The sequence below is a fragment of the Caballeronia mineralivorans PML1(12) genome, assembly GCF_001028175.1.
Lineage (GTDB): Bacteria > Pseudomonadota > Gammaproteobacteria > Burkholderiales > Burkholderiaceae > Caballeronia > Caballeronia mineralivorans.
In genome coordinates, this window is sequence record NZ_AEJF01000104.1 from 1 (window position 1) to 26,580 (window position 26,580).

Annotated in this window: 16 protein-coding genes and 1 pseudogene; 12 read left to right on the forward strand and 5 right to left on the reverse strand. The window is 61.4% G+C overall.

All coding sequences use genetic code 11. The features are described from left to right. Positions 1–496 precede the first annotated feature (496 nt). On the reverse strand, positions 497–763 hold the full coding sequence (locus tag EOS_RS16275) for a hypothetical protein (protein ID WP_047847698.1): 267 nt from the start codon (positions 761–763) through the stop codon (positions 497–499). A gap of 103 nt (positions 764–866) precedes the next feature. On the opposite strand from EOS_RS16275, the gene EOS_RS16280 reads away from it, so the two are divergent. Next, entirely contained in the window at positions 867–2,780 is a 1,914-nt protein-coding gene (locus tag EOS_RS16280; RefSeq protein ID WP_235442841.1) for an SMP-30/gluconolactonase/LRE family protein, read from the forward strand. 167 nt (positions 2,781–2,947) lie between these two features. Here EOS_RS16280 and EOS_RS16285 read toward each other — a convergent pair whose 3' ends face one another. Beyond that, the gene (locus EOS_RS16285; RefSeq protein ID WP_047847699.1) at positions 2,948–3,949 is read right to left on the reverse strand and encodes a DnaJ C-terminal domain-containing protein; all 1,002 of its coding nucleotides are present in this window, start codon (positions 3,947–3,949) and stop codon (positions 2,948–2,950) included. 883 nt (positions 3,950–4,832) lie between these two features. Between EOS_RS16285 and EOS_RS16290 the strand changes: the two genes are divergently transcribed. The 5 genes and pseudogenes from EOS_RS16290 to EOS_RS16310 all read left to right on the forward strand — a co-directional run bounded on the left by EOS_RS16290 (position 4,833) and on the right by EOS_RS16310 (position 9,798). Next, positions 4,833–6,503 carry an MASE1 domain-containing protein gene (locus tag EOS_RS16290; protein WP_047847700.1) on the forward strand — a complete coding sequence of 557 codons (1,671 nt, stop codon included), beginning with the start codon at positions 4,833–4,835 and terminating at the stop codon, positions 6,501–6,503. Further along, complete coding sequence (locus EOS_RS16295; RefSeq protein WP_075645350.1) at positions 6,484–7,149, forward strand: response regulator; 666 nt, start codon at positions 6,484–6,486, stop codon at positions 7,147–7,149. Before EOS_RS16290 ends, EOS_RS16295 begins: the two co-directional genes overlap by 20 nt. A 225-nt stretch (positions 7,150–7,374) precedes the next feature. Then, positions 7,375–8,493, forward strand: coding sequence for a phosphate ABC transporter substrate-binding protein PstS (pstS, locus tag EOS_RS16300; protein WP_082163377.1), 1,119 nt, complete (start codon positions 7,375–7,377; stop codon positions 8,491–8,493). Positions 8,494–8,617: 124 nt separating this feature from the next. Beyond that, positions 8,618–8,941: pseudogene (locus tag EOS_RS16305) on the forward strand (CidA/LrgA family protein); the annotation flags it as partial. A 122-nt stretch (positions 8,942–9,063) separates the two neighbouring features. Then, positions 9,064–9,798 (forward strand): LrgB family protein, encoded by a 735-nt coding sequence (locus tag EOS_RS16310; protein WP_047847701.1) that lies wholly within the window; start codon positions 9,064–9,066, stop codon positions 9,796–9,798. A 500-nt stretch (positions 9,799–10,298) separates the two neighbouring features. On the opposite strand, the gene EOS_RS16315 is transcribed toward EOS_RS16310, so the two are convergent. After that, positions 10,299–11,165, reverse strand: a complete 867-nt coding sequence (locus tag EOS_RS16315) for a LysR family transcriptional regulator (protein ID WP_047847702.1) — start codon at positions 11,163–11,165, stop codon at positions 10,299–10,301. A 206-nt stretch (positions 11,166–11,371) separates the two neighbouring features. Between EOS_RS16315 and EOS_RS16320 the strand changes: the two genes are divergently transcribed. After that, positions 11,372–11,806 carry a VOC family protein gene (locus tag EOS_RS16320; protein ID WP_047847703.1) on the forward strand — a complete coding sequence of 145 codons (435 nt, stop codon included), beginning with the start codon at positions 11,372–11,374 and terminating at the stop codon, positions 11,804–11,806. Between the two features lie 324 nt (positions 11,807–12,130). Continuing rightward, entirely contained in the window at positions 12,131–12,643 is a 513-nt protein-coding gene (gene hpaC / locus EOS_RS16325) for a 4-hydroxyphenylacetate 3-monooxygenase, reductase component (RefSeq protein ID WP_047847704.1), read from the forward strand. 14 nt (positions 12,644–12,657) lie between these two features. Here hpaC and EOS_RS16330 read toward each other — a convergent pair whose 3' ends face one another. Both EOS_RS16330 and EOS_RS16335 read right to left on the reverse strand, forming a co-directional pair. Continuing rightward, positions 12,658–13,461 (reverse strand): transglutaminase-like domain-containing protein, encoded by an 804-nt coding sequence (locus EOS_RS16330; RefSeq protein ID WP_047847713.1) that lies wholly within the window; start codon positions 13,459–13,461, stop codon positions 12,658–12,660. 73 nt (positions 13,462–13,534) lie between these two features. Beyond that, positions 13,535–14,665: a zinc-binding metallopeptidase family protein gene (locus EOS_RS16335; RefSeq protein WP_047847705.1), complete on the reverse strand. Its 1,131-nt coding sequence runs from the start codon at positions 14,663–14,665 to the stop codon at positions 13,535–13,537. 249 nt (positions 14,666–14,914) lie between these two features. Between EOS_RS16335 and EOS_RS16340 the strand changes: the two genes are divergently transcribed. The 4 genes from EOS_RS16340 to EOS_RS45645 form a co-directional block, all read left to right on the forward strand. Continuing rightward, positions 14,915–18,376 carry a transglutaminase family protein gene (locus tag EOS_RS16340; RefSeq protein WP_047847706.1) on the forward strand — a complete coding sequence of 1,154 codons (3,462 nt, stop codon included), beginning with the start codon at positions 14,915–14,917 and terminating at the stop codon, positions 18,374–18,376. A 24-nt stretch (positions 18,377–18,400) separates the two neighbouring features. Beyond that, positions 18,401–20,974, forward strand: a complete 2,574-nt coding sequence (locus EOS_RS16345; RefSeq protein ID WP_047847707.1) for a circularly permuted type 2 ATP-grasp protein — start codon at positions 18,401–18,403, stop codon at positions 20,972–20,974. Continuing rightward, positions 20,971–21,876, forward strand: coding sequence for a transglutaminase family protein (locus EOS_RS16350; RefSeq protein WP_047847708.1), 906 nt, complete (start codon positions 20,971–20,973; stop codon positions 21,874–21,876). The genes EOS_RS16345 and EOS_RS16350 overlap by 4 nt, the downstream gene beginning before the upstream one ends. An 818-nt stretch (positions 21,877–22,694) precedes the next feature. After that, positions 22,695–26,580: ESPR-type extended signal peptide-containing protein (locus EOS_RS45645; protein ID WP_047847714.1), on the forward strand; the 3,886-nt coding region annotated here is incomplete at its 3' end.

The window sequence follows — 26,580 nt, forward strand, 5'->3', positions numbered from 1 at the left end:
GTGCTGGCCGACTACGCCCCCGGCCCGCTGGCCATCAGCGCCGTCCACCCCGCCGGCCGCCGCCTGCCCACCAAGGTCCGGGTGTTCATCGACTTCCTGGTGGAGATCCTGGCGGGCGATCCGGCGCTGACTGGGCAACCGGGCTGAGTCGACATTCAACGGCGTCGTGGACCGCATTAAATCTGTCAACTCGCCTCAGTCTGCATTCAATGTGTCACTTCGCATCGCGATATGCAGTCGTCGCTTGTAATCGTTTGATTTGGAATAGAAAGATCGGCTGCTACGAGAACGATCGACTGACAGCTCTTGTGGGCCCACGTCAGCAATCGTTAAAGCAGTCATTGGACGTCACATGAAGGTAGCTCGACTCTCACCGGATCTTCCCCTCGCGAGAAATCATCCACGTGCGGGTCACGCTTGCCAGCCCCGAGCCTCCAGTTGACACATGCGCTCATCCACCTCGCGGACCGGCTGCGAGCGCTGCTCGGGCTGAGGTCTAGCGCGTTTGCCTGTACTGGAAACGCGAACAACTCAACTTTTTCCTCACCCAGCCGATATACCGCTGCGAACGCAGCATTGGATTGGACAGACGCGACACTTGTTGGAGCGTCGAGTGGACCAGGACAATTTCCTGCGGAACGCCGCTCGCCGAACGGGCCGACGCCGCCGGGCACGCTTCGAAGAAGACCCTTCCAGATCGAAGAATCTTCCAGCCCCATGGCGCGCATGCCAGCACGACGACGAAGGCCGCCACAGGAACCATCAGTAGTTCTCCACGTAGAGCCCACCAAGTTGTCAACGCCGCGAGCATGGGCGAAGCCACACTCACCCAATTCAGGTGCCTCAAAAGGGCGCCCTTCAGGATCATGAAACGAATCCATGTCACGTTCCTTGCCGCTCTGCTAATCGCTACGTTTGCGCCAGAGTGCCTGGCGCAGTACACCACCGACTGGGTGGCAAACACATTTGGGACCAACGCCACCCGCGTGGGTAACGTCGCGCGCTCCATGTGGGTAGCGCCCGAGGGTGTCATCTATACGGCTTCAATGTGGGACGAAAACGAGGGCCGAGTCGCCATATACCAGAACGGCCAAAGCACGGGGTCCATAGGAGGTCACGGCGATTTTCAGGGCGGGGCCATTACGGGTAATGCAACTTCAATCTTCGCTGCGTTGGCATTTACTACCACTTACGGCAGCGGTACGGTGGGGCGGTACAACCGGACCAGCCAATCCCGCGATCTGCTCATCTCGGTCAGCGCAACAACGACTGAGCAGCGGGCTGATGTAATCACGGGACTCGCGACGTCGGGCTCGCTCCTGTATGCGAGCGACTTTCCGGGAAATCGCGTCCGGGTCTACACCACCGACGGCACCTGGCGACAGGATATCAACGTCTCAGGCCCTGGCGTGCTCGCCGTGGACAGCGCAGGAAACATCTGGGTTGCGCAGAAGAGCGCGGGTACGATCCTCGAATTCAATCCGGCCGGCGCGCCGCTGAACACCATCCAGATGTCCGCCACCTCTCGACCGTCCGCGCTGTATTTCGATGCGGCGACTGGGTATCTCATGATCGGCGACGAGGGCCCCGACATGAACATCAAGATCTACAACATATCGAGCACGCCATTTCTGGTCAGTACGTTTGGCATCCAGGGCGGATATCTCGACACTACGGCTGGAATCAAAGGCCAGGTCGGCGACAAGCGGTTCACCCGCGTCGCCGGCGTCGGCAAGGACACCGCCGGCAACCTGTACGTGCTCAACAACCCGTGGGGCGGAAGCTGGGACCTCGGCCGCGACGGCGGCACCGACATTCACTCCTACAACAGCTCAGGCACCCTGCAATGGAAGCTTCAGTCTCTCAACTTTGAGGGGAGCGCCGCTCCGGACTCGGGTACAGACGGCGCCTACTTCTATGGAGGCACCAATATCTACACCGGCACCGCTGGAGGAACCTTCGTCGCGAACACTGTCGATCCAATCGACTATCCCTCTGATCCACGAATCAACATCAACGATCGCTCACGCGATGAGCACTTCGGTCAACTCGCCAGCGTTGGCGGAAACCGGATTCTTGTGGCGTCCGGCCAGAATCCCGATACCTTCTACTTCTTCCACTTCAATGCTGCGAATGGCTACATCGCCATACCGGATGCCACGATTCCAGGGACAGCGTTTAATACGACCGCACCGGTCAGGGACGGATTCTGCCTTGACAGCAAAGGGGACGTCTGGGCCGGTTTGGACAAGACAAATGCCATTTGGCACTATCCGCTGACCGGCTTTGATGGCAACGGCAAGCCGACATGGGGAGCAGGAATTGCAACTCCCATTCCGAGCACGATCACGCCATTGTCGCGGATCATCTATCTGCCTGATAGCGACACCATGATCCTGGCACAGGGACTTTCCGGGAGCTCAGGTTGGACGTCGATCGGAACGAGGGTCGAGGTGTATCACGGCTGGCTCGCAGGCAACACCACCGCTCCCAACCCCGTGATCAACCTCACCAGCGCCAATCCCAAGTCGATCACGGCAGCCGGCAACTATCTCTTCGTCGGATACGTGCACACCGTGCCCAACATCGATGCCTTCAATCTCAACACAGGCAGCCTGGACACCACGTTGACCAACAGCAGTCCCAGCACCGTGTACGTAGGCAATGACGTGGATTCCATGTACGGTCTTAGATCGTACCGTCGGTCGACCGGAGAGTACGTGGTCACGAAGGACAACTACAACGGTACCAGCATCATTATTTATCGTTGGACACCCTGATCAACCGGCTCGTCGCGCCCACGCCCGCGGCGAGTGCCTTAAGTCATGTCGACTTGCCGACATGGTTTCTTTCCACAAGCAGCGTTCGACCGGAAAATCCAGCAGAGCCTACCGGGATGCTTCGAAGCCTGACACGCATACACCGCCATTCTTGCTGTCCTGCTGGTTCAGGAATTGTCGTACGAGCGTGGAGGAACTGCCTGCGTCGCCCGACGCTCCGCGTCCGCAAACATCTCGCGTAGCCTTTGCCGCTCGTTGTCGGTCAGATGTGAAACCGCAGCCGGCATCGTGAGTACCAGTTGCAGTGTCAGGTCGCCGCGCGAGCCGTTGCGGTCCGTGAGCCCATGCCTGAGCAGACGGATCGTGCTGCCCGGGTGCGCGTTCGGCGGAATCGTCATCCGCAGCGCGCGGCCCAGGATTTGCGCTTCGAAGCTGCCGCCGAGCGTGGCCGTCACGAAATCAACCTGAACCTCGCAAGCGAGATTCAGCCCGTTGCGACGAAAGGCCGAGCCGCACGCAATCACGACCGAGAAGATAGCGTCGCCCGGCGGACCGCCATTGGGCCCGGGATGGCCAGCGCCTTCGACGACAAGACGTTGACCGTCCCACGCACCCGGGGGAATCCTGACTGTCTCGGACTTCCGGTAGGTCATGACAGCCGTGCCGAGACACGTTGGACACCAGTCACTCGCCAGCGGGCGCCCGGTCCCCACACAGGCGGTGCAGCGCGTACCCGAGACCGACTGGCCGGTGCCGCAGCAGCGCGCGCACTGCGAGACTCGTTCCTGACATTGGCGACACGGCCCGTTTACCGGGTAGCTCACTTCGACTTCGCCGCCATGAATCGCAGTTTCGAGCGGCACGAAGAGTCTGATCAGACAGCTCGCGCCGCGCGTCGGCGGTGGGCCGCGGTGTTCGCGTGACGGGGCTTCTTTGCTGCGGCTCCCGGCCGACGCCGCCACCGGGCCGGACACCCGCGGCGCACGCTTGCCGATCAGAATCTCGAACGCCTCCTGAACGCGCTTGAACACCGGCTCGACTATCGATTCGCGCCCCTTGTTGCGATCCGGGTGGTACTTTGCCCTCAGCCGTCGGTATGCGCGTGTGACGTCTGCCGGCGACGCAGTGTCTGGTAGTTCCAGTCGCCTATAGTATTCGTCGAGGCTCACACGTTTTCCCCGGTTTCTTTCTGAAAGCGCAAGTCTATCAAGACGGAAACAAAAGGACTGCTGTCGATGACGGGAGATTGTCAGCGCCGATGTGCTCCCAAATGTCGGGGGAGTCTTAGACCAAAGTAGCGTCAGGTCATGACGGAAAATCAGACCGCCCGACCGAATCACCGTGCGTGAGGATCCGTACACGGTGATTCGGTCCGGTTGGTTGGCTGGCTGGGGATGCTGAGGAATAGAAGGCTAGGCGAGCGGAGGTAGCGATTGGACAGATCGATGTTCGGCGCGGGACTGCCGCGCAGCCGCCGCACTTCGCGAGGTGAACCAACGGTCTGGGTCGCAATGTTCGGCCCGACACCGCACGCATCGCCCGATTGGGGAGGATCTAGGGGGCGAATTCCAATGGCCGAATGTGGCCGGCCCAGGTCCGATGTCGAACAGCCGAAGTCGACCCTCAACCGTCATTCGTCCTGGCACGGCAGCTATGGCCACTCTTGGCGTCTGCCGGTCATCGGAGCCGTTGTGCCGGTCGGAACGGCTCCTTGGCGACTCTTCCAGATTATCCGGCGGCTGCTTGAATCCGGGCATTGCCCCTTGATCGGAAATCACCGTCTTTCGATCTCGAAGTCCTGGTAAGGCAGAACGCGACACCCGCCTGAACGAACTCGCCTTGTACTGCCATGATGATCCTTCGTATGTGCGATGGCGCGCAGAAGAATTCTGACGTGGGTTCATAGTCGTTTTGGTCGTCTTGATATGAAGTGTGTGACCTGTGTAATCCCGGCATCAAATTCGCCATATTGATAGGTTCATCAGGATTGCTGCTTGCGGGCTGTGCCGGGACGCGTGAGGCATCTCTCGCGTAGAGGGTTTGAAGCGAACAATGGTCATTATTCGGGGCAATTCCAGGTTTAGGCTCTTCCTGTACACCGGGCTTGTGGCATTGGCGTACTACGCAGGCGCAAAAACAGGACTTGCTTATGCGATAGTGGGCGGCGCAGTGTCTCTGGTGTGGCCTTCCAGCGGCATCGCCCTTGTTGCGCTGCTCGCTCTGGGCTTCGAAGTTGCCCCCGGAATCGTCATTGGCTCCTTCCTGGCCAACGTGTCGGTGGGCGTGCCCGTATCCGTGGCCGCGGTGATTGGCGCCGGCGCCATGGTTGCAGCCTTGACGGCAGCAATATTGTTGAACCGCGCGGCCCGATTCCAGATCACCCTCGACCGCATCCATGACGTGTTGGCCTTCATCGGCCTGGCTGCGGTGGTGAGCACGGCAGTAAGTTCGCTGATTGGCGCGACCGCCCTGCTTGGAGGGGGGCTGGTGCCGATCACCGAGTACGGCGCAGCCTTTCTGAAATGGTGGCTCGGTGACATGATGGGCGTGCTGGTGGTGGCTCCTCCCCTGCTCAGCTTCCTCACCTATTCGAACCCTGTCCGCTCCGCGGGGCAGACCGTAGAGGCGTGCGGACTGACCGTTGCGACCTTCGGGGTGAGCTACCTCATCTTCGGCGCCCCGCAACTTGCCGGGCACGGCTACTATCCAGCAGCCTTGGCGATCTTTCCGTTCATTATCTGGGCTGCTCTGCGCTTCGATCACTTGGGCACCAGCATCGCGACGTTGATGGTCTCAGTCGTGGCCATCTGGGGTACCACCCACGACACGGGCCCCTTCGCCGCCGAATCTCCGGTGGATAGCCTCGTGAGGTGGTGCACCTTCGCGAACGTCGTGGCGGTAACCGGACTGCTGCTGGTGGCGGCACGTGCTCAGGAGCAGCGCGTCCATAGCTTGCTGCAGGCATCCCACATTGAATTGGAACGGCGCGTCCAGGAGCGAACCGAAGACCTGGAGACGACGAACAGTGAACTAAAGGAGGAGATGGCGCAACGCCGTCTGTTGGAAGAAGAACTGATCCAGATCGGCGATCAGCAGCAGAGACTTATCGGCCGGGAACTGCATGACGGACTTGGGCAACACCTGACCAGCCTGGGGCTGTACAGCGCCGCCTTGAATCAGAAACTGCGGACGCAGGGCCATCCAGCCGCCGCCGACGCCGCTACCATCGTCGGATTGGTGAAGCAGGCGTCCTTGATGACCCGCAGGATTGCCCATGGCCTGGATCCGGTCGCCATAGAATATGGTGGCCTTGCGGCCGCACTGCATGGGCTGGCAGAGACGGCTCGCACGCTAAATGGCGTGGATTGCGTGCTGCGGATCGCGCCAGATGTGGACTGGCTGAATCCGCCTACTCAGATCAACCTGTATCGTGCGGCACAGGAAGCAGTCAACAACGCGCTGAAATATAGCGAAGGACGCCGCATTTGGATCGACTTGGAGCGGGCAGAAGGTATGCAGACGCTTTCAATCAGTGACGACGGGGTGGGCGTCGGCCAGGAAGAAATGGAGCGGGCCTCGGGACTGGGACTTCACAGCCTGCGTCACCGGGCAAGCCTTCTGGGCGGCTCTTGCACCGTGACCCGCAATGCTTTGGGTGGCACCAGGGTCGCCATCCGCTATCCGCTACCGGAGGGTCCGGGCCATGAGCGGAAAATCGTCTAGCCCAGGCTGTGCGACTCAAATCCTGATCGTGGATGACCACCCCATCATCCGAGAGGGGATGGCGCACTTGCTGAATCTGCAAGGCGATCTGCACGTCTGCTGTGCAGCCGGCAGCGCCGAAGAAGCTTTGGCGGCAATGGCCTGCCAGCCCGACATGGCCATTGTGGACATCAGTCTGCAATCGGACTCCGGCCTGGATCTTGTCAAGACCCTCCGCCACCGCTACCCAAATTTGGCAATCCTCGTCCTCAGCATGCATGACGAAAGCCTGTTTGCCGAACGCGCACTACGGGCCGGGGCAAACGGGTATCTGATGAAACTCGAGGCCACTGAGCATTTCGTGAGCGCCGTCCGCGAAGTGCTGGCAGGAAATATTTATTTGAGCGCCGCCATGCATGAAAAGCTGGCGCGAGCCCTTACCGTCCCCCGAAAAAAGCCGGATGGTCCAATTGCGAGCCTTTCGGAGCGGGAATTCGAGGTCCTGCACCTGATCGGACTCGGCTTCAGCACCCGCGAAATCGCCGAGAAACTGAATCGGAGCGTGAAGACCATCGAGACGCATCAGGCCAACATCAAAGAAAAGCTGAATATCCGTAACGGCAAGGAGCTGATGCGCTTCGCAATTCAGTGGATCGAGAGCCAATAGGGTGGAACCCGCCCATTGAATAAGGCAATCCCCGAGCCTGTTTTAGGAACGGGGCCTTATTCATGCACATGCGGTCAGCGCATACAGTGCAGTGGTACCTGCCGGCGTGCCGCAATCCTCGGGCGGGATGGGCAGGCGCAACCCAAAAGCTCCATAGGGGTCGCCGCCATGAACACCAAATTCCAGCGAACCGTTGTCGTTCTGATCCCCGCACTCATTCATGGAATGGCCCACGACCTATGGCCGGTGTTTCGATGTATCGCGGTTACGTGCCTCATCGCGAGTCAAGCGCTGGCAGCGCAGGCGGCAGGAGGAATCACGGGCGCTGGCTCGAGCTTCTTCGATCCCCTGGTGCAGAAGTGGGCCGCCTCCTATTACGACAAAACCGGCCAGCAGGTGAGTTTTCATCCCATTGGCTCCGGGAACGGCATCGATCAGCTGAAAGCGGCTAAGGTGGATTTTGGCGCCTCGGACATGCCACTGAAACCGGACGAATTGCGCGCATGGGTACTTATCCAATTTCCGGTGGCGGCGGGCGGCCTCGTGCCGGTGGTCAACCTCGATGGCATTGCCGCGGGACAGCTTCACTTGACGGGTGCGCTGCTGGCGGACATCTACCTGGGCAAGATCACCGATTGGAACGACGCGGCCATCAAGGCGGTCAATCCCGGCCTCGCGCTGCCTGATCTGAAAATCGTCGTGGTGCATCGCGGCGATCGCTCCGGGTCGACCTTCAACTGGACGAACTACCTGTGCGCGGTGAGTGCGCAATGGCGCGACCAGGTGGGCAGCGGCCTGACGGTCAAATGGCCTGTGGGGATCAACGCCACGAGCAGCCAGCTCACCGCTACCTATGTCAAGCGGATCAAGGGCGCGATCGGCTATGTTGAACTGGCCTACGCCGGGCCGGCGCCCTTCGCCTATGCGATCGTTCAGAATAAAAGTGGCGCGTTTGTCGAGCCATCGGCCGCAAGTTTCAAGGCTGCGGTGGAAACAGTGGCTTGGGGCCGTGAGGACGATTTCTACCAGCTCGTCACCAATCCGCCGGGCGACCAAGCATGGCCGATTCCTGGTGTCGTATTCATTTTGGTGAAAGCCGACTCCAAGGACAAGGCCGGCTCGAACGCGGCGCTAGCTCTCTTTCGTTGGGCCCTCAGGGAGGGCCGGGGAGAGGCAGCCGCTGAGAATTACGGCACCCCGCCGCCGGACTTAGTCGGGCAGATAGAAGCGTATTGGGCCCAGAACCTGACCAACGCGCAAGTCATCGGAGTCGCCGCCGTCGGCTCGCCGAAGAGCCGGACAGGCATAGTCCGCGAAACCAGTTCGTTGCCGCTAGGCTTTTGAGAGTACTTCACGCGCGAGCGCACCGAGCAGTTTAGCGAACGAGTTCTGGCATGACGGCTTTCACCAACTTTGTCGTGCTTCGCTGGTGGCTCAACGTCTGCGCGTCCGAATCGAAGGTTACCCGATGATCAAGACGTTCACTGTGCTTCTCGCCTATCAGTGCCTTGGGGAGTTAATCGCATACGCAGCGAACCTGCCGATTCCTGGGGCGGTGATAGGGATGGTCCTGCTGTTAGCCTCCCTGAGCCTCCGCCCGGGCTTTTCATCAGCCCTTGAAAGCGACGCTCTGGCCTTACTTAGGTTCTTGCCTCTTTTGTTCGTTCCAGCAGGAGTGGGCATCATGGTCTTTGCCGGCCGCGTGGCTCATGACCTGCTCCCGATAGCCGTGTCCGTTGTTGTGAGTACGGCGCTGACAATCGTCGTTACCGCGCTTGTCGGCCAAGGCTTGTGCGCTTTATGGCCCCCGAGCGCTGCTCCGCTTGCACCGCTGACAACACCGTTTGCATCGTCACTCCATACCGACAAAAAGACAGTGCCTGCGACTGCCGACATTGCGAAGGTTGATACACCGTGAACGTTCACCAGAACATCGCGTCCGCGTGGCGATTTCTCGGAACAACACCGCTTCTTTGGCTGACCCTCACGTTCCTCGCGTACGCAATCGCGCAGGTCGTCCACGGTTCGCTAAGAAAAAATGCGCTCGCGAATCCCGTGTTAATTGCAATAGCGCTTTTGATACTTGCCTTGCGTGAATCGAACACATCGTATGTCACCTACATGCAAAGCGCCCAGCCCATTCAATTTTTGCTCGGACCGGCAATCGTCGCGCTCGCGATACCGATGCACCGACAATTGCCTAAATTGCGCCGGCTAGCCCCGCAGCTGGCTGGCGCACTTGCGGCGGGGTGTGCGACGGGCATCTCATCGGCCGTTTTGATCCCAAGGCTCCTGGGAGCCACGGGTCAAATACTTGCCACTATTGCTCCGAAGAGCGTTACGGCAGGAATTGCTATCCGTATTTCCGAGAAAATCGGCGGGTTGCCATCGCTGACGGCCGTCCTTGTGATCATGACCGGCATCACTGCCGCGGTGATTGGCAGCGGCCTTTTGAGGTTGATTCACGTGTCGAGGCATGACTTGGGCGGCTTCGCACTGGGTGTCGCATCCCATGGAATCGGCACTGCTCGTGCGTTGCAGATGAGTGAAGAAGCCGGCGCATTTGCAGGCCTCGCGATGGGCCTGAACGGCATTCTGACGTCCTTTATCCTGCCAATTATCTATCCAATCCTGAGCGGTTTTTTTTGACGCGACGGACCCACTTCGCTGCGACATTGGCGGTTTGCCAACAAGTATCTGTCAGGAAGGTCCTGACGGCCCGCCGGATGGCATCGTTCAACGAAGGGTCGCTTTCTGCCGTGAAACCGACTTTCAAATGTCCGCGCGACGGCGTCGATGAATGTCAGAAGATGGCCGGCTACGGTCTTTCTGCGCGCCACGCAATAGGCCCCCGCCGCGACTGCGACGGGACCACAATAGGTATCTGCCTCACGTCCCGGTTGGCGCGAAAGCGACAAAGTGCAAAGATAGGCGTGCAAACAAACTTTCGCTTTTGAGGTGTGCCCTTATCGCGGCATACCGCGAAATTATGCTTCCCGTATCAAACGGCTGGAAAGGATCGAGCGTCGAACTCATGCATGGACTGGCGAGAGTGCCGAAGTCGACTCGTCGTGGCCCGGAACACTCCGGCGTGAAACCGTTCTGCGAGCCTGGACGATAAGCGTTCCTGTCCACTTGCCCGACGTCGCTCACCGCAGCAACACCGCACAGACCGACCCAGCGAATTGCACGGTGACGGTTTGCTCATTGCGCGTGTTGCGCTGAACCAGGCCGATCTCACGCGTGAAGGTCTCGTCGCCAAGAGACAGCGCGCTCACGGTTTCCGGCATGTGCAGCGCGGCCGCCTGCGGGACGAGCGCAACGCCCACACCGTGGGCCACGAGTCCGACGATCCCCTGCAGTTCGTCGAGTTCGACCACGTCCTGCACCGTGACGCGAATTCTCCGGAGAAAGCGGTCGACGAGGCGGCCTCCAAAAGAACTCCGGTCGTAGCGAATAAACGGTTCCGATTTGAGCAGTGAGCGCCACGGCCGGTCCGCCAGCTTGCGCGGGACCAGCAGGACGAAAGACTCGGTGAGCAGCGTGCGCCAGTGCAATTCGGCGGGCAGCGCGAAAGGGGGTTTGATGATCACCGCGACATCGACCTCGCCGGAGTCGACCTGCGCGAGCAGGTTGAGCGACACGCCGGGCACCACGCGGATTCGCCATCCCGGTGAAGTCTGCCGGAACAGTTCGATGGCGCTGACGAGAAACGACGCCTGCGCAGAAGCAATAGCACCCACCCGAAGCAGGCCGGACTTTTCGGCCGCGCCGCCGCGGTCTGCCAGGCGGGCATAGACGGACAACACTTCTTCGGCCAGATCGACAGTCTGCTTGCCTGCCGCGTTGAGCGTGGCCGAGCGGCCGGTGCGGTCGAATAGCGGGAAACCCAAGTCCTCCTCCAGCCGCTGGATCTGCGCGCTGACAGCCGATTGCGTCAGTCCGATATGCGCCCCGGCACTCGCGAACGTACCGAAACGCACAACGGCCAGAAAGGTTTTTAGCTCTCGCATCATGGCTGGATTGGTCGATCTTATTGGTTGGAATTGATCAATTTTATTGATGCTGAGATAAAAAAACTATCATTATTCAACTATTCTCGTTGCCCCTAAACTGTCTCACGTGGCGCGACATTCTTTTTTCACACACGATGACGGTGGCACGGGCAGACCCTGTTCGTGTTGTCGAGCACGACCCATTCAACCGAAATCCGGGCCTTCCCATGAGCGATACCACTGTTGCCATTTCCCCTTTCCATCTCGCCTTTCCGGTTCACGACATTGCAGCTGCCCGGGAGTTTTATGGCGATCTGCTTGGCTGTCCGGAGGGCCGCAGTGCCCCCGACTGGGTGGACTTCAACTTCTACGGCCACCAGATCGTGGCCCACCTGGCGCCTGACGAGATCGGCCATCGCAAGACGAGTACGGTAGACGGCGATGCGGTCCCGGTCCGGCATTTCGGCGTTGTGCTGCCGATGGATCAGTGGCAAGCGGCATCGGACAAACTCACGGCGGCCGGGGTCGAATTCATCATCGAGCCGCATGTGCGCTTCAAGGGCGAAGTCGGCGAGCAGGCCACCATGTTTTTCCTGGACCCGTCGGGCAATGCACTGGAAATCAAGGCGTTCGCGAATATCGCTTCGCTATTTGCAAAATAGGCCCGGCAACAATCCCATCGGCCCGTGCTGAATAAGCGCTGAATAATGGCGCCCGCCCGGCTATCCGGCGGGCGGGCGCCGTCGTTGGCGCACTTCGGTCGTCTATTCGCGGATGTGGTCCAGCAGGCATACCGGCTCACCTGTATCGCGGCAATCTACCGCCATTACCGGATGCAGCGCCTGGTTCGCGTTTTCCACGGTCGTCACCCAACCTCACCCAGCACGCCATTCCCGGCGAAGCGACCCGACAACAAACGCCCAAGCGCGGAGAACCGCAGGATCGAGCCTGCGAATACAGGGTATCCGTGAACCGGGGAGCAAGACATGAATAACGAAAGCACCCGCAAGCTGTTTCGGGAGGCCATGGCGTACCTGTCGGCGGCCGTGAACATCATCACCACCGACGGCCCGTGCGGCCGCTGCGGCATGACAGCAAGCGCGGTGTGTTCGGTCACCGACACACCGCCCACCATGCTCGTCTGCGTGAACCAGTCGAGCGCGGCGCATGCGGTGCTCGCAGGCAACGGCAACGTCTGCATCAACGTGCTGCCCGCCGATCACCAGGAACTGGCGCGTCATTTCGCCGGTATGACCAACCTGCCGATGAGCGAACGCTTCGAGCAGCAGACCTGGACGGCTGGCCGCCTGGGCCTGCCCGTCCTGGCTGATGCGCTAGCGAGTCTGGAAGGCCGTATTGTCGATACAAAGACGGTAGGCTCGCACTCGGTGATGTTCGTGGAGGTGGCGGACATCGTGGTGCGCGGCGACGGCGACAGCCTGATTTATTTCGGCCGCCATTTTCATCGGCTGGCGCGTACGGCACCGGAACTTTGCTAAGGCTTTGCTGAGTTTTATTGAGCCTCGCAGACCACGCTGAACCTGACCAGCGTGGTCATGCCGAAGGTATTGCTCAACGCGACGTCGGCGGCATCGCGGCCTCGCGCCATCAATACGCGGCCCGTACGCGGCGCGTTGTTGCGCGGATCGAATGTCTGCCATGTGTTGCCCAGATAAACCTCGATCCAGGCGCAGAAGTCCATGGGCGCGTAGGGCGGCGGCAAACCGACGTCGCTGATATAACCCGTGCAATAGCGCGCCGGAATGTTCATCGCGCGGCACAGGGCGACGGCGAGATGCGCGAAGTCGCGGCAAACGCCCACGCCTTCCCGATACGCTTCGAACGCCGTCTTGGTCGGACGCGCGCTGTTGTAGTCGAACCGTATGTGCCGGTGAACAAAGCTGCAGATGGCCTGTACCCGGGGTCGTCCCAGCGGCGTGGAGCCGAACATCTGCCACGCGGCTTCGGACAAGAGGTCGGTCTCGCAGTAGCGGCTGCCGAGCAGGAACTGCATGCACTCGTCGGGCAGTTCTTCAACCGCATGCTGATAACCGTTGGGCTCCGGCATCTCAGGATAAGCCGGCACTTCGACCAACCCTTGCGAGGACAACGTAAGCCAGCCCCGCGGTGCAACCAGCCGGCTGCACAGGTTGCCGAAGGAATCGTGATATTGCGAGAAGGGCACCCGCGGGTTGACCCTCAGAAGGTCGGGGACAAGAATGTCCTTTGCTCGCGAGGTGTGCACGTTCAGCATCAGCAGCATGGGGGTCGGCTGCACGCATTCATAGACCAGTTCGTAACCAACGCGGAGCTTCATCGGACTGACCTTTTTGGTTGAGCGGACGTGTAAATCGGGGCTTGAAACATCGAACTCCTGATGAATCCCTGGTTCAGCCAACGGCGGCTGCCTGCGAGCCCTGCGGATCTTGCTCGTGTTGCTGAACTCCGCCATCCGCTTGTTTCGGGGCATTCGCGCTCGCGATCACGTTATGCACGAAACGCAGCTTCGCCACGACCTTCGGCGACAGCGTGAACGGGTATGCATCGGCCAGACCCAGGCTTCGGTTCAGGCTGTTCAATGCATACATCAGTGGAAACCATTGCTCCATGAGGTTATCGAAGCTCGTGTTCTCGATCGGCTCGACCTCGGTAAGCGAAGGCTCGTTGGGCACTTTCGGATCGAGCTTGAATCCGCATGCGGCGGCGGTGTCGACTGTATCGACGATATGCAGATAATGCGCCCAGGTCTCGGCCCAGTCCTCCCACGGATGCGTCGTGGCGTAGGCGCTCACATAAGACTCTTCCCAATTGGCCGGTGGCCCATTCTCGTAATGCACCTGAAGCGCCTGGGCGTAGTCGACGCGCTCATCGCCGAACATCTCGCGGAACAGCTCTTGCCAGTCTGACTGAGCCACGAGCCGGTCAAAATAATAATGGGCGATTTCATGCCGGAAATGCCCGAGCAAGGTCCGGTACGGTTCACCCATTTCCGCGCGCGCGCGTTCGCGCAGGGCATCGTCGGCTTCGGCTATGTTCATCGTGATGAGGCCGTTGTCGTGGCCGGTCAGGACCTTTGGCCCCACGCTGCCGTCTTCCAGGAACTCGAACTGCAAGCCGCTTTCGGGATTGGTCCTCCTCGAATCCGTGTTCAGTCCCAGCGCCCACAACGCATACAGCAAGCGCCGCTTGGCCGTCTCCAGCCGATACCAGTAGACGCGGTTTTCTGGCTGGGCGAGATTGGGGATGGTCCGCGTCAAGCTACATGCCGGGCACAATACGTCTGGCGAGTCGGCCGGGATCATCCAGTTGCAGACATTCTCGAGCGCGTAGTTGTTGCACTGCCTGAGCAGCGCGCCGTTTGCCGATGGATGCAGGGCGCGCCAAAGCATCTCGCCGGCCGGTTCGAAGGCACATACTTCGGACAGGTCAGGCACGAAGCCGAGGAGCGCCGCACAAGATTCACATTTCACGTTTTCGAAAAAAACGTGATGCTGACAACGGCCGCAATGGAATGTTTTCATATTGAGGAGATAGGCTGGAATGCAGGACGTGGTGGCGTTGAAGCAAGCCACGTGCCGCTGGGGAAACGCTGCCGTCTTGAGGTAGGAGGCGGTTTATGCGCCACTTCGGTGCATGACCGAATGGCGCAAGCGGTTTAAACGCAGCATTGAGTGCATTGAAATAGCCGTCAGCCTTGCCCGATGGTCAGTTCGGCCAAACGGCATAGAGCTTGCTTTTAAAAACTGCCAAAATTCGTCCAGGAGTCAGGTGTGTCAATCCGCGTCGCGTTGAACCATGTCACGCACTACCGTTATGACCGCCTCGTCGGCCTTTCACCGCAGGTCGTGCGCTTGCGGCCCGCGCCGCATTGCCGTACACCGATCGTCTCGTATTCGATGCGGGTCGAGCCAGCCGAGCATTTCATCAACTGGCAGCAGGACGCGTTCGCCAACTATCAGGCGCGGCTCGTCTTTCCCGAGAAGACGCGGGAATTCAAAATAACAGTCGATCTGGTCGCCGAGATGGCGGTCTACAACCCCTTCGACTTCTTCCTCGAACCGTACGCCGAGAAATTCCCGTTCGAGTACGAACCCGAGCTCGCGGCTGAGCTTGCGCCGTATCTGATCAAGCGCGAGCCCACGCCGTTGCTGGCCAAGTTTGTCGACAGCATCGACAAGACGGCTAAAGTAACGGCCGATTTCCTGGTCGAGCTGAACCAGCGGCTGCAGCACGACATTGGCTACGTGATTCGCATGGAACCCGGTGTTCAGACGCCGGAGGAGACGCTCGAAAAAGCGTTGGGATCGTGTCGCGACACCGGTTGGCTGCTCGTCGAAACCTTGCGTCAGCTCGGGCTGGCGGCGCGTTTCGTTTCGGGTTATCTGATCCAGCTCACCCCGGACCAGAAGTCCCTCGATGGCCCGAGCGGCACCGAAGTCGACTTCACCGACCTGCACGCGTGGTGCGAGGTCTTCCTTCCCGGCGCGGGCTGGATTGGGCTCGACCCGACCTCCGGGCTGCTGGCCGGCGAGGGGCATATCCCCGTTGCCTGCACGCCTGAGCCGGGCAGCGCGGCGCCTATTTTCGGCGCTGTCGACGAAAGCGAAGTCGAGTTCGAGCACATCATGCAGATCCAGCGCGTGCTCGAAACGCCGCGTGTGACGAAACCCTACACGGAAGAAGTGTGGTCCGCGGTGCAGACGATGGGCGCGCAAGTCGACCAGCAACTGAACGACATGGACGTGCGCCTGACGATGGGCGGCGAGCCCACGTTCGTCGCCGTGACCGACCGCGACGCGGCGGAATGGAACACGGACGCACTGGGACCGACGAAGCGCGGTTACGCGGTGTCGTTGATGGACAAGCTGCGGGCGCGCTATGGCGTGGGTGGCTTCCTGCATCTGGGGCAGGGCAAGTGGTATCCGGGCGAACAGCTCCCGCGCTGGGCCATGTCGCTCTTCTGGCGCGCGGACGGGGAGCCGATCTGGGTGGACCCGACGCTCTTCGCCGATGAACGCGATCCCGGCCATTACACCGCTGAAGATGCACGCCGTTTCATCGAGCATCTGGCGGACAAGGTCTCGCTGGATGCCAGCTACATCCAGCCCGGCTACGAGGACACTTTCTACTATCTGTGGCGTGAACGCCGCTTGCCGGTGAACGTGGACCCGTTCGAATCGGAACTCGACGACGAGATGGAGCGCATGCGGTTGCGCCGCGTGTTCGACGCGGGTTTATCGCAGGTGACGGGTTATGTGCTGCCTATCGCGCGGGAACGCGATATCCCGATGCAGGCGCCGGCATGGGTCAGCGGCCCATGGTTTTTCCGCGATGGACGCATGTACCTGATTCCCGGCGACTCGCCGATGGGTTACCGCTTGCCGCTCGAATCGCTGCCGTGGGTGAGCGCCGGGGACTATCCGTATCAACACCCGCACGATCCGTTCGGACCGCCCGTGCCCTTGCGCGAGGCGATGGAACTGCGCATGCAGTATCGCGGCGGGGTGGTGCCTGGGAGTGGTATTGAAGGTCGAGCCGAGGGTGAAGGCGCAACGGGCGCTGGCGCTGGCTCAGGCGCGGTTGCAAGCACGGGACAGCGGCCTGCTGCCTCCACCCGCGAACCATCGCGCGGCGAGTCCGCTTCGTGGATCCGGCGTACGGCGCTGTGCGTCGAAGCGCGCGATCCGGCGCGTGCTGCGGGACCGGACGTCGAAGAGAAGTCGTTTGGAAGCGGCAAGAGCCTGCTGCACGTGTTCATGCCGCCGCTGACTGAACTTGACGACTACCTCGACCTGCTTGCCGCCATCGAGGCAACGGCCGCCGATCTGCACATGAAGGTGGTGATAGAAGGGTATCCGCCGCCACGCGATGCCCGCCTGAAGATGTTGCAGGTGACGCCCGACCCGGGCGTGATCGAAGTGAACATCCATCCGGCTTCGAGCTGGGATCAACTCGTCGATCACACGGAGTACCTGTATCAGTCGGCGCATGAAAGTTATCTGAGCACCGAGAAGTTCATGACCGACGGACGTCACACCGGGACGGGCGGCGGCAATCACTTCGTGCTTGGCGGCGCGACGCCCGCGGACAGCCCGTTCCTGCGGCGTCCTGACCTGCTGGCAAGCTTGATCGCGTACTTCATCAACCATCCGTCGATGTCGTATCTGTTCTCGGGACTGTTCCTTGGACCGACGAGCCAGGCGCCCCGCGTGGACGAAGCACGCAACGACCAGCTTTACGAGCTGGAGATTGCGTTCAAGGAGATCGAGCATCAGCTCGAACGTCTGGGCGGGCGCGACAGTGCGCAGTTGCCGCCCTGGCTGATCGACCGTACGCTGCGCAATCTTCTTATCGATGTGACGGGCAATACGCATCGCGCCGAGTTTTGCATCGACAAGCTGTATTCCCCCGATGGCCCGACCGGCCGGCTCGGCCTGCTCGAGCTGCGAGGCTTCGAAATGCCGCCGCATGCGCGCATGAGCCTTGTCCAGCAATTGCTGCTGCGTGCGCTGGTCGCGCGGTTCTGGGACAAGCCGTACACCACGCGCCTCACGCGCTGGGGCACTGAACTGCACGACCGTTTCCTGCTCGGCACCTTCATTGAAATGGATTTCCACGATGTCATCGCGGATCTCAATGAAGCCGGTTATGCCTTCGATGCCGCGTGGTTCGCGCCGCATTTCGAGTTCCGTTTTCCGCTGGTCGGCGCCGTCCAGACGAACGGTATCGAACTGGTGGTGCGCAGCGCGCTCGAACCGTGGCATGTCATGGGCGAGCAGGGGGCGCCCGGGGGCACGGTGCGTTACGTCGATTCGTCCGTGGAGCGGCTCGAAGTGCGGGTGCTGGGACTCAACGACAATCGGCATGTGGTGACGGTCAACGGCGTGCCTTTACCGTTGCAACCCACGGGCCGGGTGAGCGAGCATGTGGCCGGGGTGCGCTTTCGGGCGTGGTCCCAGCCGACGGCGCTGCATCCGTCGATTGGCGTGGATGCGCCGCTCACGTTCGACATCGTGGACACCTGGAGCAACCGGTCCATCGGCGGATGCCGGTATCATGTAGCCCATCCGGGTGGCCGCAATTATGTGACCTATCCGGTCAACGCATACGAGGCGGAAAGCCGGCGGCGTTCGCGCTTTTTCAGAATCGGCCATACGCCTGGGCGCATGGTCGTGGAGGAACCGAAGCGAAGCCTGGAGTTTCCGTTCACACTCGATCTGCGCCGACGGTAGCCTCATCAACGAAAACAGCTCAATTTGGCCTTCCAATCAACGCTTCCGTTTGAAGCAATTACGAACCGCGCGAGTGTGTCGTCACACCTTCGCGCGGTACCGGCCCGGGAGGGCCATTGGGACGAACTGCGCGACGCGTCCGGCCAGTTGCGCGCCCCCTGGCAGCAATTCTTCGACCTGCTCGGCGACGACGGCATAGCCGACCTCGACCGGGCGACCGCTTCCATTGCGCAGCAGGTCCGCGACAACGACATCAGCTACAACGTCTATGCGGACAAGGGCGAACCTCGTCCGTGGGCGCTGGACCTGCTGCCGTTTCTCATCGACGAGGGCGAGTGGTCCGTGATCGAGCGCGCCGTGACGCAGCGCGCCAAGTTGCTCAATGCCATCGTCGCGGATATCTATGGGCCGCAGACGCTGCTGCACGACGGCCTGCTGCCCCCGGCGCTCGTCTTCGGGCATCAAGGCTATCTACGCTCGGTGAAGGGGTTCGTGCCGCCCGGCGCGCAGTATCTGCAGCTTGTTGCCGTGGACTTGACGCGTGCGCCCAACGGCGCGTGGACCGTGATGGCCCACCGGACGGAAGCGCCGTCCGGACTTGGTTATGCGCTGGAAAATCGCCTGATTGTCTCGGACGTGTTCGCCGAACCGTTCCGCTCAATGAAGGTCCAGAGGCTTGCCCCGTTCTATTCGCAACTGATCGCCGCGCTGGTTCAAGGCGGCCGGGCCACGATGTCGGGCGAGGGCTCGCCGCACATCGCGCTGCTGACGCCGGGGCCGTTCAGCGAAACCTTCTTCGAGCATGCGTTCCTTGCTCGTTATCTCGGCGTTACGCTCGTTGAGGGCAAGGACCTGACCGTACGCGACGACATGCTGTTCCTGAAGACATTCGCCGGACTGGAGCGGGTTCATGTGCTGATGCGGCGACTGGACGATGCATTCTGCGATCCGGTCGAATTACGCGCTGATTCCAGCATCGGCGTGCCCGGCCTGTTGCAGGTGATGCGGGCCGGCAACGTGATGGTGTCGAACGTGCCGGGCTCGGGATTTGTCGAATCGCCGGCGCTGCATGGTTTCCTGCCGGCCATTTCGCGGGCGTTGCTGAACGAACCCCTGGAGCTCGCCAGCGTACCGACGTGGTGGTGCGGCGAAGAGGCCGCGCGCGAAGCGGTGCTGGGGCGTCTGGACAAGGCATTCGTGATTCCCACCTGGCCCGGCGTGGAACTCAACGGCGGCAGCCCGCGCGGTTTCGGCGACGGCCTGCAATCCCTGGCCGGCTGGCGCGCGCGAATCGAGACCATGCCGGACGCGTTCACCATCCAGAACCTGTTCCCGAGTTCGCACGCGGCGCGTTACGAAGACAACACGTTGACGGGCCGTCCGTCGGTGCTGCGGGTGTATGCGATCGCGAATATCGATGGCGGCTGGTCCGTGATGCCGGGGGGATTCACGCGGCTTGGGGCCGAGCGCCAACCGTCGGTATCGATGCAATACGGCAGCAGCAGCGTTGACACCTGGGTGTTGTCGAGCAAGCCGGCTTCGAGCCTCTCGCTGCTCCCCACGCCGATGAAACCCGCGGATCTCGCCCGCAAGCATCGGACCGTGTCGAGCCGCGCCGCTGAAAACCTGTTCTGGGCCGGACGCTACGGAGAGCGTGCCGAGAATAACGTGCGGTTGATGCGCGTGATCCTTTCGTCGATCGACAGCAACGACTCCGAGAGCATGCTTGCGACCATGGTGGATCTCGCGTGGCAGTGCGGGTTACTGCCGCCGGGAACGCCGCTCCAGGGTCATACCGCTCGGGGTCTGGAACGCTTGCTGGTTGCCAACATTGGGGAGAACGGCACGGCGGCGAGCATCGGCCAGAATCTCGCCAGCCAGGTGCGCGCCAGTGGCGAGATTCGCGGACGTCTTTCGACCGATCACTGGCGCACGATCCTTGCCGCGAGAAACGATTTCCGCGATGCCGTCCAGACCTTCAAGCCGGGACCGGGGGTGGAACGTTATGACCGCGTGAAACTCACGCGCACGCTCGAGACGCTGGGAACACAGCTGCTCTCGATCAGCGGCGCGCAGGGCGACCGCATGACACGCGACGAAGCGTGGAAGCTGGTGTTCGCGGGAAGGCACATCGAACGTGTCTGGACCATGACCACTTTCCTGCGGGTTGCCGCCGAGCATGGACAGATGGCCACGCCGGCCGGTTTCGATTTGCTGCTGCAGCTGTTCGACAGCACGCTCACGTATCGATCGCTGTATCCGGGGCGCTTCGAGGTGCCTGCGTTGATCGACTTGCTGGTGGTCGAGCCGACCAATCCGCGCGGGCTGTACGGCGTGTACTCGCGGCTGTGCACGAAGCTCAACGAGATTTCGATTGCCGCCGGCAACACAACCCACGGCGCGTTCAGCGACGCGACGCTGCTGCTGAAGTCGTTGCGGGGACTCGAACAACTATGCACAACTGATGAAGAAGGTAACTATGGCGAGCTCATTCAGGCTTGCGAGGAATTGGGCGATCACGTGAGCGCCGCGGCACATGAAATCAGCGCGCGCTACTTCAGCCATGCGAATACACAGGCGTTGCAGGTGTCGTCGTGAAGATTCCGAAAACCGTGTTGTGGGTGTCTCACCGGACGACGTACCGCTATTCCACTTATGTGGAGACGGCCCAGCATCTCGCGACTATCCGGCCACAGAACTGCGCGTGGCAGCGTGTGATCTCCCATAGCGAAAGCATCGAGCCGAAGCCGCTGTACATCAATAATCGCGTCGATACCTTCGGCAACGACGTGCTGTATTTTTCGCTAGAGTCGCCGCACCGGTCATTGCAGATGATCAGCGAAACGACCGTCGAACTGACGCCGCGATGGGCCTCGCTCGATCCGGCCGCGACCCCCGCATGGGACGAGGTCGCGAAGAGCATGCGCTTCCGCGCCCGCGCGCCGTTCCACCCGGAGACGGAGTTCTGCTTTGCGTCGCCGAATATCAGTCTCGGGCATGACCTGCGGGACTACGCGCTGAAGAGTTTTCCGGTTGGGATGCCGCTGGCGGAGGGAGCGATCGACCTGATGCACCGGATTCATGCCGACTTCAAGTACAAACCTTTGGCAACGTCCTATGACACGCCGGCGCATCGCGCGTTTGAAATGCGCCGCGGTGTTTGTCAGGACTTTGCGCAGGTGATGATCGGGTGCATGCGCGCGCTCGGGTTGCCGGCCCGGTACGTGAGCGGGTATCTGCGCAATGATCCGGCGCCGGGGCAGGAGCGTTTAATTGGCGCGGACGCGTCGCATGCGTGGGTGTCGGTGTTCTGCCCGGGGAGCGGGTGGATCGATCTCGATCCAACGAACGATGTGCTTGCCGATCTGGAGCATGTGACGCTTGCCACAGGGCGGGACTATAGCGATGTGTCGCTGCTGCGGGGGATGATTCTCGGCGGCGGGTCGCATCGAATCGATGTGGGCGTGAGCGTGCTGGCGATGGACGCGGATCCCGAGTAATTGAGGGTTTTTCTTCTCGCCCGCAGCAGTACAAGCCGTCTGCCGACAGCGCGCATGTCGTCCACAACCCACGACTAGGCGCTGTCACGCTGGCGACACAGTTTCGTGATACGTGCGCTGAAAAATTAGAAATCGAAATTGCCCGGTCATTACGCCGCTGCTGTGCGACAAAATGAAATAGGCGATTTGTTTTTGTAGACAAATTGAAACGCCTATGCGAGAGTTTCATTCAGCACTTACAGGAACTTACCTTGTCTTACGCTGCGTCACGACAAGACCACGTCGACGCGAACAGTTCCTGGTCATCAGTTCACATAGTGCGCAAAAAGTCGCTGAAACAGAAATATGACGCTTGCAGCGCGGCATAGAGCGTTTGCCATGTCGCGCCGAGAGCACGATCGCAGCACTTCATTGGGGGCCGGTAATTATGAGTATTCCGGGCAGCGCAGTGCAAAGCAAACGTTTGCCACACCAACGATCGCATTTAAATAGGCAATTAGCGCCCGTTCGCGCAATTGGCATCGATATGTCGTGGCCCTTCGGCCCTTCATAAGCCAACGGCCCGCTGCAGTCTGCGCGGCCAGGATGCCAGGAAATAGAAACGGTCTAGCCGCCCCTCATCGATACCTTCCTCATGTGAATCCTCTCGGCAGGAGGATGGCGCACGTTCACATTCAGGATGTCTAAGTATCGATGTCGGGCGCAAGGAAATGCAGTTCTCCGCAATAGATCAATGCAACGCCAACGCTTTCCTTTTGACGTATATGTGTAGTTATCCTTATGAAAGGTGAGCGTTCGCAATATAGAACGGGAAAAACATGAACAAGGTATATCGGTCGATCTGGAATAAGGCGCTAGGAACTTTTGTAGCCGTGTCTGAGCGAGACAAGTCGCGCGGTGAGGGGAAGTCAGGGGTGGCTGCCTCCGTATGCGATGGGCGGAACGGCGAGCGCGGTGAATGCGGTGCTTCAGCGCTGCAGGGTTCCAATCTGCATGTCCTGACCGTGGTGTTGCTGCTTGGTGCGGGCGGATGGGCCGCGCAGGCACAGGCGCAGGTGAACTGCTCTACGGCACCCTACAACTTCTATAACGGCGGCACCACGTGTGTGGGTTATCAGTCCACGGCCAGTGGATCCGGAGCTACGGCGATAGGCTACCAGGCCAACGCAACGGGACTTTACGCGGTCGCACTCAGCCAGAGCGCCGCGGCCACGGGCCAGGGCTCAATGGCGCTGGGCGCCGGCACGGTCTCAAACAGCATCAATTCAGTGGCGCTGGGTGTCGATGCCAATGCCACCGCAGCCGGCGCTAGCGCCTTGGGCACCTTCTCCATTGCCTCAGGAGGGAACTCCACCGCTGTCGGTGTCAGTTCCACCGCGTCGGGGCCGTATGCGCTGGCGGCTGGCTGGAGCAGCAACGCCAGCGCGCAGAACGCCGTCGCTTTCGGCTTTCAGTCCATTGCGAGCAACGTCAATGCCATCTACCTGGGCGCGCGCAGTGCTGCAGGTACCGGGGCAACCGGGCAATCGTCCATTGCCATTGGCACTGACGTCGCCGCTACCAACGACTATGCCACCGCCATTGGCTTCCAAGCGGTGGGGAGCGGGCCCGAAGCCGTCGCAATGGGTTACCAGTCCAACGGCTCTGGACAGCACACAGTCGCTGTCGGCTTTCAGTCCATTGCCAGCGGCCTCAACGCCGTGTATCTGGGTGCGCGTACCGTCGCGGGCACGGGCGCGACGGCGGCGGGGGCGGTTGCCGTTGGCACGGATGTGACTTCTTCCGGTCCCTCTTCGCTGGCTGCGGGCACGGTGGCTGTCGCCTCGGCTCAGAATGCCGTGGCGTTGGGGGCGGGATCCGTCGCCACCGGCGTGAACGCGCTTGGCATGATGGCCGGCTCCAACGCCAGCGGCGCAAACGCGATAGCGTTGGGTGCGTCCGATTCCGTCGCGGAAGGCGGTTCATCTGCACCGGCGGCGGTGGCCGGCGCCGCGGCGTCGGGTATTCGCGCCATCGCAATCGGGGCAGGTGCGAGCGCCACCGGGAGCTCGTCGATCGCCGAAGGCGACGGTGCGTCGACAGGTGCCAACATCAACACCATAGCGATCGGGACTACGGCGAAGACGGCTAGTGCCGACGCCATCGCGATTGGCCCAGGTGCATCCGCCTCGGGAGGGCAGGCCGTTTCGCTTGGTACCAACAATGTCGCTGGAGGCCTCAACTCCGTGGGTGTTGGCGCGTCGTCAACAGCAAATGGGCAAAGTGCAATCGCTGTCGGCACCAGTAACAGCGCTAATGGAGTCAGTGCTGTTGCCATAGGTACGCTTGCCACCGCATCAAGCTTTGCTTCTATCGCAATTGGTGGGAATGGATCAGGCGGCCCTGTCGTCTCATCGGGTGTCGGCTCGATCGCGTTGGGTTCCAGCGCCGCTGCGTTTAACAATTCCGACGCTGCGTTGGGGCTTGGCGCTATCGCGGGCGTATCCGGATCGACGACGGTAACCGGGGATACGGCTGTTGGCGTATCGGCACAAGCGACGGGCGGTCAGGCATTTGCCGGCGGTAATGCTGCCACGGCATCGGGAGCGTCTGCGGTTGCCTTGGGTAACGGAGCCCAGGCCACGGGCGGCAATTCGATAGCCCAGGGCAGCGGAGCCAAGGCAAATTCGGCCGGCGCGGTAGCGATCGGTCAGACGGCAACGGCGACGGGCGGCCAGGCCGTGTCGATCGGTGTTGCCAATACCGCTAGCGGCAATGGTGCAGTAGCCATCGGCGATCCGAACTCGGCGACCGGTACCGGCGCCATAGCGATGGGCGCCAACAATACGTCCAACGGCCAGGGCGCAATTGCGCTTGGCAATGCCAACACATCGACCGGTCAGGGCTCCGTCGCACTGGGTAACACGAGCAATGCGGCGGCAGCCGGTGCAGTGGCCTTGGGCGATACTGCGGTGGCCAACAATACCAACGACGTAGCGCTGGGTTCGCATTCGACTACGGCAGCGCCGCATACGGGGACGACTGCCCAGTTCGGCGGCACGGCCGCGGGTGTAGAGGCGGCGGCTTCGACCAACGGTGTGGTCTCGGTGGGCGCAGCGGGTACTGAACGCCAGATCCAGAACGTGGCGGCAGGCGTGATCTCGGCCACGAGTACCGATGCCATCAACGGCTCCCAGCTGAACACCGTTGTCACTGGCGTCAACAGCTTGGGTGCATCAACGGCGGCAACACTGGGCGGCGGCGCCACCTACAATTCGGCCACAGGCAACATCACCGGCTTCAGCCAGCCAATCAACAGTGTCAGCAGCACGGGTGCGGTGGGCGCAACCACTGCGCAGACCACGGTGTCCGGCGCGCTTTCCGCGCTCAACACGAATGTCGACAACACCGCGAATATCGCGGTCAAGTACGACGCCGCAGGCGGTAACACGATTACCTTGGGGGCGACCGGCGGTGCAGGCGGGCCGGCGGGCGGCGTCGCCATCACCAACCTGGCCGCGGGTGTCAATCCAACCGATGCGGTGAACGTCAGCCAGTTGACCAGCTCGACCACCTCGGCGGCGAATAGGTGGATCACCGGTAACCCGACCACGTACACGGCGCCGACGGCTGCCGGCACCAACAGCACAGCGGTGGGTTCGGGTGCGGTTGCCAACGGCGCGGGCGATGTCGCGCTCGGTAACGGCACCACCAGCAACGGCGCAGACGCGACCACCACCTACACGACGGCCAATGCCGTAGTGAACGGCCAGACTTTCACCGTGAACCAGGCTCCGGCCAATGGTGCGGTGGCGGTCGGTCAGCGCCAGATTACCCAACTGGCCGATGGTGAGGTGAGCGCCACCAGCACCGATGCGGTGAACGGCAGCCAGTTGTACAACGTGGGCCATACGTTGAGCGGCCAGGTGACCAGCTTGGGCAACAGTGTGGCCTCCAGCCTGGGAGGTGGCAGCACCTATGACACCACGACCGGTGCGGTAACCACCAGCCTGAGCTATGGCGGTAACACCTATACCTCAGTGCAGAACCTGGTCAACGCCGTGACCGGTGGTGGTACCGAGCTGGGAATCAAGTACTTCCACGCCAATTCCACCGCCGCCGACAGCCAGGCTACGGGTGCCGACAGCGTTGCGATTGGCCCTCTCGCGCTCGCCAGCGGAGCGGGCAGTCTCGCAGCGGGTAATGGCGCGAGCGCGCAGCTGGCTAACTCCCTCGCTCTTGGCGCGCAGTCCAGCGTCTCGGTGGCGGGAGCCGTGGCCATTGGTTCGGGATCGGTGTCCGACCGCGCGGTTCTCTCCGGTGTTGGCTCCATCGCCAATGGCAGCCACGCGATTCCCTTCAACACGTCGGATAAAACGCTGCTCGGCGCAGTGTCTTTCGGCAGCGCGACCGGCAACACCTATCGCCAGCTGACAAATGTCGCGGACGGCACGCAGGCGCAAGATGCGGTCACCATCAGGCAGCTTGCCGGCGCGCTGTCATCTTTCGCCGTTACCGGACAGCTGTACTTTCACGCGAATTCGACCGCGGCGGATTCGCTGGCAGTGGGAGCGCAGTCGATCGCAGTCGGGCCGACGACCGTCGTCAACGGTGACAACGGCGTCGGTGTCGGCAACGGGGCGGTGGTCGACGCGACGGCGCCCGGCGGGGTCGCAATCGGCCAGCAAACGCATTCGGCCGCGGCAGACGCAATCGCTCTCGGCA